Raw genomic sequence first — 7,227 nt, 5'->3', positions numbered from 1 at the left:
GATGCCGGCTGCGTAGCTGTCCCCGGAAGGCGCAACTCGAGGGCAACTCGCTGAATCCGTCAGGCCGGCAACTGGGCGCGGGCAGCGTGGGCGGTCCGGACGGTGTCTCCCCGTACTGGGCCCGGTAGTAGGCGGAGAACCGGCCGAAGTGCGGGATCCCACTCGCCGCCGCAGCTATTCCGACCGGCTGATACGGGTTCGCGAGGATCATCTGCCGTGCCCAATGCAGCCGCAGCAGCCGGACCACGAGCGAGGGCGGCATGCCCAGGTTCCGCTGGAACGCTTCCTGCAGGCCCCGCTTGCTGTACCCGCTCGCCGCCGCGATCTCCGGCGCCGTCACCCGCCCCCGATACCGCACTGCGATACACGCCAACGCCCTGGCCACCGCCGGCTTCTGCGCGCCAACATCGATCCCCACCGCTGCAAGCTCACCCGTCGACGTCGACATGCACCGACCGTAGACCCACGATCACGAGTCGAGGAGGCCTTCCCCGAGGATGGCTGCCGCAGCCGGCACGGTCTGCTCGAGGCGGTAGAACGCGCCGATCTCAGTGTCACCGTCGACATCGGTGAGGAAGAACGCTCCGTTCTCAAGAACCACCCGGCCGACGATCCGGTCCGTCCGGCTCTCGATGATGTCCCACTGCGTCTCCGACCGGCCCCGCAACCGCAACGCGTTCACACCAACACCCCGCCCCTGCCCGGCCACGCTCTCGGGAACCGGGACAGCATGATGCTCACACACCGTCAACGCCCACCCCGCAGGGCCCACCGCGTGCGGACGAAACGACACCGCGACCGCTCCCGGGAGCCGGCAACCATGCCACGCACACCGCACCTCCCAAGACACGCCCGTCAACACCGTCGCACCCCCACTCCCCCGCAACGGCACCGTATGGCCGCGACGGGACCGTAACGCGCCACGGGCACTCGTCGCGAACCCGGCAACACCACACCGACGTAAGCGGATACGACACCACCACTCGTTCCTGCCACGAGCACCACCACCCGAAAGCCGATCCTCTGCCTGGCGGGTATCCGCGGTGACTCAAATGTGGGGTTGTGGCATGTGGGCTGGGGTCGTTGACTCGTGGTGACGTCAAAGTCGGCCAGCAGGGAGACCAGGACTGATGCGTTCAATCGTGTACACCAGCACCCAGACCCGTCCCATCACGGACACCGAGCTCGCGCAGATCCTCGCGGTCGGCCGCGAGAAGAACACTGCCCTCGGGGTGACGGGGATCCTCGCGCACAAGGGCGACAACTGTCTCGGGATCCTCGAGGGCGACGACGAGGTAGTGCAGGCCCGGTTCGAGCAGGTCAGCATCGACCCCCGCCACACCAACGTTCGCGTCCTGTTGGATGAGCAGATCAGGCAACGATCGTTCCCGGACTGGTCGATGGCCTTCCAACCCCTCGACCCACTCATGCAACACGTTCCCGGCTTCAGCGACCTCTTCGCCGAAGGCCGGCCGCTCGACCCGGCAGCAGGCCTCACTCGCGCCCGGGGACTGTTGGACTGGTTCCGGAAGCACCCGCTGGCACCATTGACGAGCCGAACAGCGGCAGACGAGGAAGCACCCCGCACGAGGGCGATCAACGGTGCGATCATCGCCCTCCACGACGGCGGCGTGACCCGGTTCACCCTCGACGTCGCCGCCGAGCATGCAGGGATGAGCTCCGTGTCAGTGCGAGAGTTCTTCCCCACCGACCGAGCATTGCTGGCAGCGACCGTGGAACGGTGGACGCAAGCGATCTCCGCACCCCTGGCACCGCTGATCAGCGAGAAGGGCACCGTCGCGTTCCTGCACGCCCTGATGGCCGCACATGCCGAAGAACCGGCGCTGATGGAGCTGCTGGCATACAGTCTCGCCTCCTCCGCAAACCCAACCCTGGACGGCGCGGACTACTACCGGTCCGCGTACCGACGGTTCCGCGAAGTCATCCACGAGGGCCTCGTCGCAGACGTTCTCGCAGGGCGGGAACCATCGACGATGGACCCGGTCCGCGGCGAAGCAGCTCCTCGCCCTCTACGACGGCCTCCGCCTACAACACCTCCTCACCGCAGACACAGACGTCGTCAACGAGTTCGACCGGGCCGCCGCACGCATGCGCCGCGGCTGGTCCGAACAATACGAACAACCCACCTACTGGGACATCCCCATCGCCCCACCCAGGTGACAAGGACCCGGGCAGGGCTGCAGCGCACCTCAGGTAGCACCAACCCGGATACGGGCGTACGCAAGGGGATGCGCGGGCGGTCGTCGTTGGTTCGGGTCTGGAGACAATCGCCCGCGCGCTACAACGCCGTCAAATTCGACGCATGATCAAGACGAGGTCAGCCCGGAAACGGGGAATCGGGCACCCGCACCTAGGGAACGCGGGGTAGCCACAGTGACGCTACGCCGCATCAGCCTCACGGCTCACAGACCGACCTCGCCTGGAACCTCGAACCCCAATACGGTGCGCGCCCGCCGTTGAACCGAGCAGGCCGCCCCACGGTTTCTAGCCAGCCGGCGGTAACGGGTCACCTTGGTGGTGACCAGCTCCGCCCGAATGCTCGCCGCAGGACGACGCCCCAGTCAGCGTCGGTGATCATTCCCGTCGACGTCTCCGTGCTGAACTGGCCATGCTCATACTGCAGAGGCGCTTGGCCCACCAGGTGCTCGCCGAGCTGCTCGGTAACGTGCCACGTCTTCCTCGCCGTCTCCGACGGCACCAGCTCGAGCTGCAGGCGATGGCCGTGCACCGACACCGTGTACGGAAGCTGCGGAATACGAGGCGGCATGCGCTCATTTCACGCCCTCCCCCACCAAACCCCCGCAGACACGCTGACGCACCCGAGCACTGAACCGTCCACTCCGATCTCGACCATGTGCTGCGGCCGGGTCCGTTGCGATAATGCTGCTTCTCGGAACATTTCGGTATGGGTGGAAGCACGCATCTGCACGTCAAACTGCATTCTGCTCGAGTCCGGACCTAAGCCGAAAATATCGGGCGCCGGAAGTATGAGAGGCCGCCGGCGGCGGCCACGGACGTCAGCACGCCGAGTAAACCGATTCCCCACTCGGTGCTGTCGAGCGGCGAGAACGCGTTCACCGCGACCGTTCCGAGTACTACCGGCAAGCAGAAGACTCCGATCGTCGCGGAAGCGAGCCAGCGCCGCGCGGTCTGGTTCCTGGCGTGCCGCACGGCTTGCCAGACGCCGAAGGCCGCAAACCCGGTCGGCGTGAAGAGCAGTGCGAACACGAAGCCGATGAGTGTTCCGGGGATGAGCGCTGTGATCGCGCTCGCCTGAATCGCGTCTCCCAGGTCACGTCCGAGGGTGGCAGCAGCGAAGGTTGAATCGCGGAGCCCCTCGATCACAGCAGCAGTGACGCCGAGCCACATGCCAACGGCGATCGCTGCGAGTGGCCACGCGATGAGGTCGCCGAGAGTGCGCCGGCTGGGCGGGGGCCCGGCCGGCGCACCGAAGGTGTTGTGCGTAGGAATCACGTGTTCACTTGGCAGCTGAGGGTGACTTCATCGGGGCCGAGACTGTTGGTGGGCGGGAGTCCGATGTCATTCCAGTTTCCCTCCCACGCGTCGGTGACGGGGTTGTAGGCCTCCTGGAAGGAGTACCAGTCACCGTCCCCGGCGATGAAATCGCTCGTCGTTGCGAACTTGCCGGGGACGCCCGGGCCGGCGAAGGACTGGTATGAGTCCGCAGTCAGCTCCCCGTATCCATCCCATGTGGCGATGTTGTCTCCGTCGTAAGCAGAAATCGTCCACCCCGTCGACTGAAGGCCGTGTGCACCCTCGATGGTTGTGTTGTAGGTGGGAACGGCGTCTGAATCTGATGACGAGTCGCGGAACGAGTAGATTTCGCCGTCGCCGCGCAGTGCCCAGCCGCGGCTGTTGCCTTGGGCGATTTCGTCGAACTTCTTCCCGTCGACGTCGTACTGCGCCCACGTGTAGTGGTGCGCGTGCCCGTCGTAGTCGGCGTCGAAGTCGTCCACGCGGTGCCAGATGTTGCCATCACTGTCGAGCCCGATGATGTCCCAGTTGAAGCCGGCTGCCTGCACGAAGTCGATACCGGAGCTGATTGCGGTTGGCACATCGAAGTACCGAGGGTCTTCCGGGTACCCGGAGTAGGAGTAGTCCGGGTTGCGACCCCAGACAGCGATGTTGCCGCTTTCTGTGACGCCGATTGCGGTGCTGCCCCCGGCGACGTCGAAATCACGCCACTTTCCGCTGATGAGCTGGGGGCCGTCGGCAGAAGCATCCCCCTCCGGATCGTGTCCGTTAAGCCCCCACGAGCCACCCCACGAGTAGAGGTCGCCGTCATCGGTGTAAAGGTACTCAGTCCGATCCGCACCGATGATCTTGGGATTGTGCAGTCCCTTGACACGGAACGGGTTGACCAGCTGATTGACCGTGCACCCGAAACCGCCGTAACCGTCAAGCACACTCGTGTCCCCGCTCCCCCAAACCTTGCCAGCTTGAGTGACGCCGAGAGATCCGCTGACGTCCGCCCAGCGATCAGTGGATCGGTTGACGGAGGCTTTAAGGGGCTGCGCGCACCACGTCGGGTGTTCGCTTGGGGTGCCGCCACGAACGATGACAACTGGAACTTCGCCGCCGCCTGCGACAAGGCAGTACAGGTGGGTCGCGGTCGAGTGGAACAGGTTCGACCAGTTCGCAGTCCCATTCCATCGGACCCACGCCTCGTGGGAGGGCATGGTGTACTGCCATCCCGCGACCCGAACGAGTCCGGTCACGTAGAAGTCGACGTACGCGTGGTAGGAGATGGACCCGAACTGTTTCACAGCTGGGCAGAACGGGTCGTTTGCGATGTGCTTGATGTTGACGTGCGTGTAGCCCTCGTCGAATGCTGAGTTCACTTTGAAAGTGATGTGATCCGTGGCAGCCTGTCGTGTGGCGACGACCTCGCCTGTGCTCTCATCGAGGATCCGTGTGTAACCAGCATCCTTATCAGTGACGACATGTCCCTCCCCCCAATCGACGTGGACGGTGGTCTGTGTGCGATAGGGGTGGTCGTCATCTGCGCTCGGCTGCTGGAAGCTGCGGTTGTCTCCGAGGAAGGTTTCGTGAGCTGCGTCGGCAGCTGACTCGTCCGCATGCCGCCGCACGTTGGACTGCGCTATGCACGCGTGCTGGATGAGCTGGTCGGACCAGTCGCCCCCGTCGCCGATCGTCGACCAGGGGATGAACGTGCGGTAGTTGAAGTCCGTGGCGCTAACAGCTGTCGGTGCCGCTGCGCGAGCAGCCTTGTTCAGTTTTCGTGCCGAGCTAGTTGTTGGAGCGGCTGGGGTGCGAACCGACAGCGTCTGAGAAGTAGAAAATTCCGGACTCTGAGCTTGAGCCGGTCCCGGGTTCTCAGTCGGCTCCGCCGTCGGATCCGCCGTCGGATCCTCAGTCGGCTCCGCCGTCGGGTCCGCCGTCGGCTCCGCCGTCGGGTCCTCAGTCGGCTCCGCCGTCGGGTCCTCAGTCGGCTCCGCCGTCGGGTCCTCAGTCGGCTCCGCCGTCGGATCCTCAGTCGGCTCCGCCGTCGGATCCTCAGTCGGCTCCGCCGTCGGATCCTCAGTCGGCTCCGCCGTCGGATCCTCAGTCGGCTCCGCCGTCGGATCCTCAGTCGGCTCTACCGTCGGCTCCGCTGCTTCAGCGTCAGTCTCGGCATTGATCGCATCGGTCCACGCCTCAGGGTCGAAGGTCTGTGCTTCGACGGTGTGGGAGGGCGTGGTCGCCGTCGTCCGGAGAGCGTAGGCGGTATCTGGGGTGAGACCCTTCACGACGTACGAACTCGTGTCTTGCACGCCCTGCGTGTCACCGTCCACGAAGAGCTCGAACTGCCCCGCGTCCGACTGAGCCTTCCACGAAATCGACAGCGTCGAGGGGGTGGTCGCGACGATCGTCTGAACACTGATAACAGGGTCCGGGGCTGAGGCAGCATCACCGTCGTCGCCGTCAGGCTTCTCCTCAGCGCTCGTGATGTCGGAGCCGTAGTACAACGTCTCCGTGAAAGGAACTTGATCAGCCGTATGCCCGGTCACGACACGGGTCTTCGATACCGTGCCTGAGTCGTCGCTGATGATGAGATCCGCACCATCGGTGTCGACGAAAGCTTCTGGATTGCGGACATCGACCTGTACCGCCGTCGTATCTGCCGGCTCAGCAGACGCCGCAGTTGGAGTACAGAGCGCAAGAGCGCTTGCGATGACCGTTACGACGGCGATGGTGACGGGCATTCTTTTCACGGGACCCCCAAGTTGTGAACTTGCCATGAAAGTAGCGAACAAGTTCAAGGAACGGATAACCCCCACTACGGGGGCAGCAGGGGGCGCGCGTTCAAAAAAACCGCTCAGTCGATCCGACTTACAGCAGCACCTGCCCGGTCCCCGCGTCCGCGACTACCGACTGAGGCGGTCTGCCTCAGTAGCAACCGCGCTGCCGCTGCTCGCAGAGCTAAGTGGATAGGCCTGACGGTGATGCCTTCACCCGCCCCATACCCGATCGGCTATCGGTACAGCTCATCCTCGGAGCGACAGGCCGATAGCGTGAAGCGATGGCAACCGGCGTGAAGTACGACTCTCTCTGGGATGAAGCGCACCGGTCCTTCGACAGGGGCACGCTCCGCGTGGATCACGCGCCCGTCGACGGTGACCCACGCTGGGGTCTCAGCCTCGTCCTGCTTCCGCCGGCGCACGTCGTTGACGCGGTGGCCGCGGCCGCCGCTGGAATTGGCAGCCTCTACGACGGCACGCACCACATCTACAACGCCGCCGACCTGCACCTGACTGTCACGAGCCTGGAGCCCTACCGCGACAAGGTCGCGCAGACAACGATCAAGCACTACGTCGACGCGGTCGAGCGTGCCCGCGATCTACTGGACGTCAACGTTCGGCTGGTTGGGCTCGGCGGCTCGCCTTCCGGCGTGTTCGTGCAGGGCTTCGACGACGAGACGCTGGTACCGATCCGGCGACAGATGCGTGAGGCAGCGGCGGACCTACACGACGGCGTCGCGCCGCCGATGGCGTTCGTCCGCGACACCGCACACATCTCCATCAGCGTCCACCGGGAAGCAGTCCCCGAGCCCCGGGCGGCCGAATACGTCCAACGACACAGGCGCTCTGAATTCGGCGACATGGCGGAAGCCACAGTCGCGCTCGCCCGGTATCGGGCGTCAGATCACTCGATGAGTGTCGAAGTCGTCCACACCGTCCGGTA

The 7,227-nt window shown here is 65.0% G+C and carries 6 protein-coding genes; 2 read left to right on the top strand and 4 right to left on the bottom strand.

Features of this window, described 5'->3' with window-relative positions:
• Both Q9R26_RS18435 and Q9R26_RS18430 read right to left on the bottom strand, forming a co-directional pair.
• Positions 1–448 (bottom strand): helix-turn-helix domain-containing protein (locus Q9R26_RS18435; RefSeq protein WP_311228187.1); only part of this gene is annotated, 448 nt, incomplete at its 3' end.
• 21 nt (positions 449–469) lie between these two features.
• Complete coding sequence (locus tag Q9R26_RS18430; RefSeq protein ID WP_311228186.1) at positions 470–601, bottom strand: hypothetical protein; 132 nt, start codon at positions 599–601, stop codon at positions 470–472.
• Positions 602–1,142: 541 nt separating this feature from the next.
• Here Q9R26_RS18430 and Q9R26_RS18425 point away from each other — a divergent pair.
• Complete coding sequence (locus Q9R26_RS18425; RefSeq protein ID WP_311228185.1) at positions 1,143–2,327, top strand: BLUF domain-containing protein; 1,185 nt, start codon at positions 1,143–1,145, stop codon at positions 2,325–2,327.
• Positions 2,328–2,979: 652 nt separating this feature from the next.
• Here the strand turns inward: Q9R26_RS18425 and Q9R26_RS18420 are convergent.
• Both Q9R26_RS18420 and Q9R26_RS18415 read right to left on the bottom strand, forming a co-directional pair.
• On the bottom strand, positions 2,980–3,390 hold the full coding sequence (locus Q9R26_RS18420; RefSeq protein WP_311228184.1) for a hypothetical protein: 411 nt from the start codon (positions 3,388–3,390) through the stop codon (positions 2,980–2,982).
• A 101-nt stretch (positions 3,391–3,491) separates the two neighbouring features.
• Positions 3,492–6,248 (bottom strand): hypothetical protein, encoded by a 2,757-nt coding sequence (locus Q9R26_RS18415; protein WP_311228183.1) that lies wholly within the window; start codon positions 6,246–6,248, stop codon positions 3,492–3,494.
• A gap of 317 nt (positions 6,249–6,565) precedes the next feature.
• On the opposite strand from Q9R26_RS18415, the gene Q9R26_RS18410 reads away from it, so the two are divergent.
• A partial coding sequence (locus tag Q9R26_RS18410) for a hypothetical protein (protein WP_311228182.1) occupies positions 6,566–7,227 on the top strand: 662 nt, incomplete at its 3' end.

Origin of the sequence: Curtobacterium sp. BRB10, from assembly GCF_031844325.1 — a bacterium.
In the GTDB taxonomy this organism is placed as follows: domain Bacteria; phylum Actinomycetota; class Actinomycetes; order Actinomycetales; family Microbacteriaceae; genus Curtobacterium; species Curtobacterium poinsettiae_A.
This window is presented reverse-complemented; position numbering and strand designations above follow the sequence as displayed.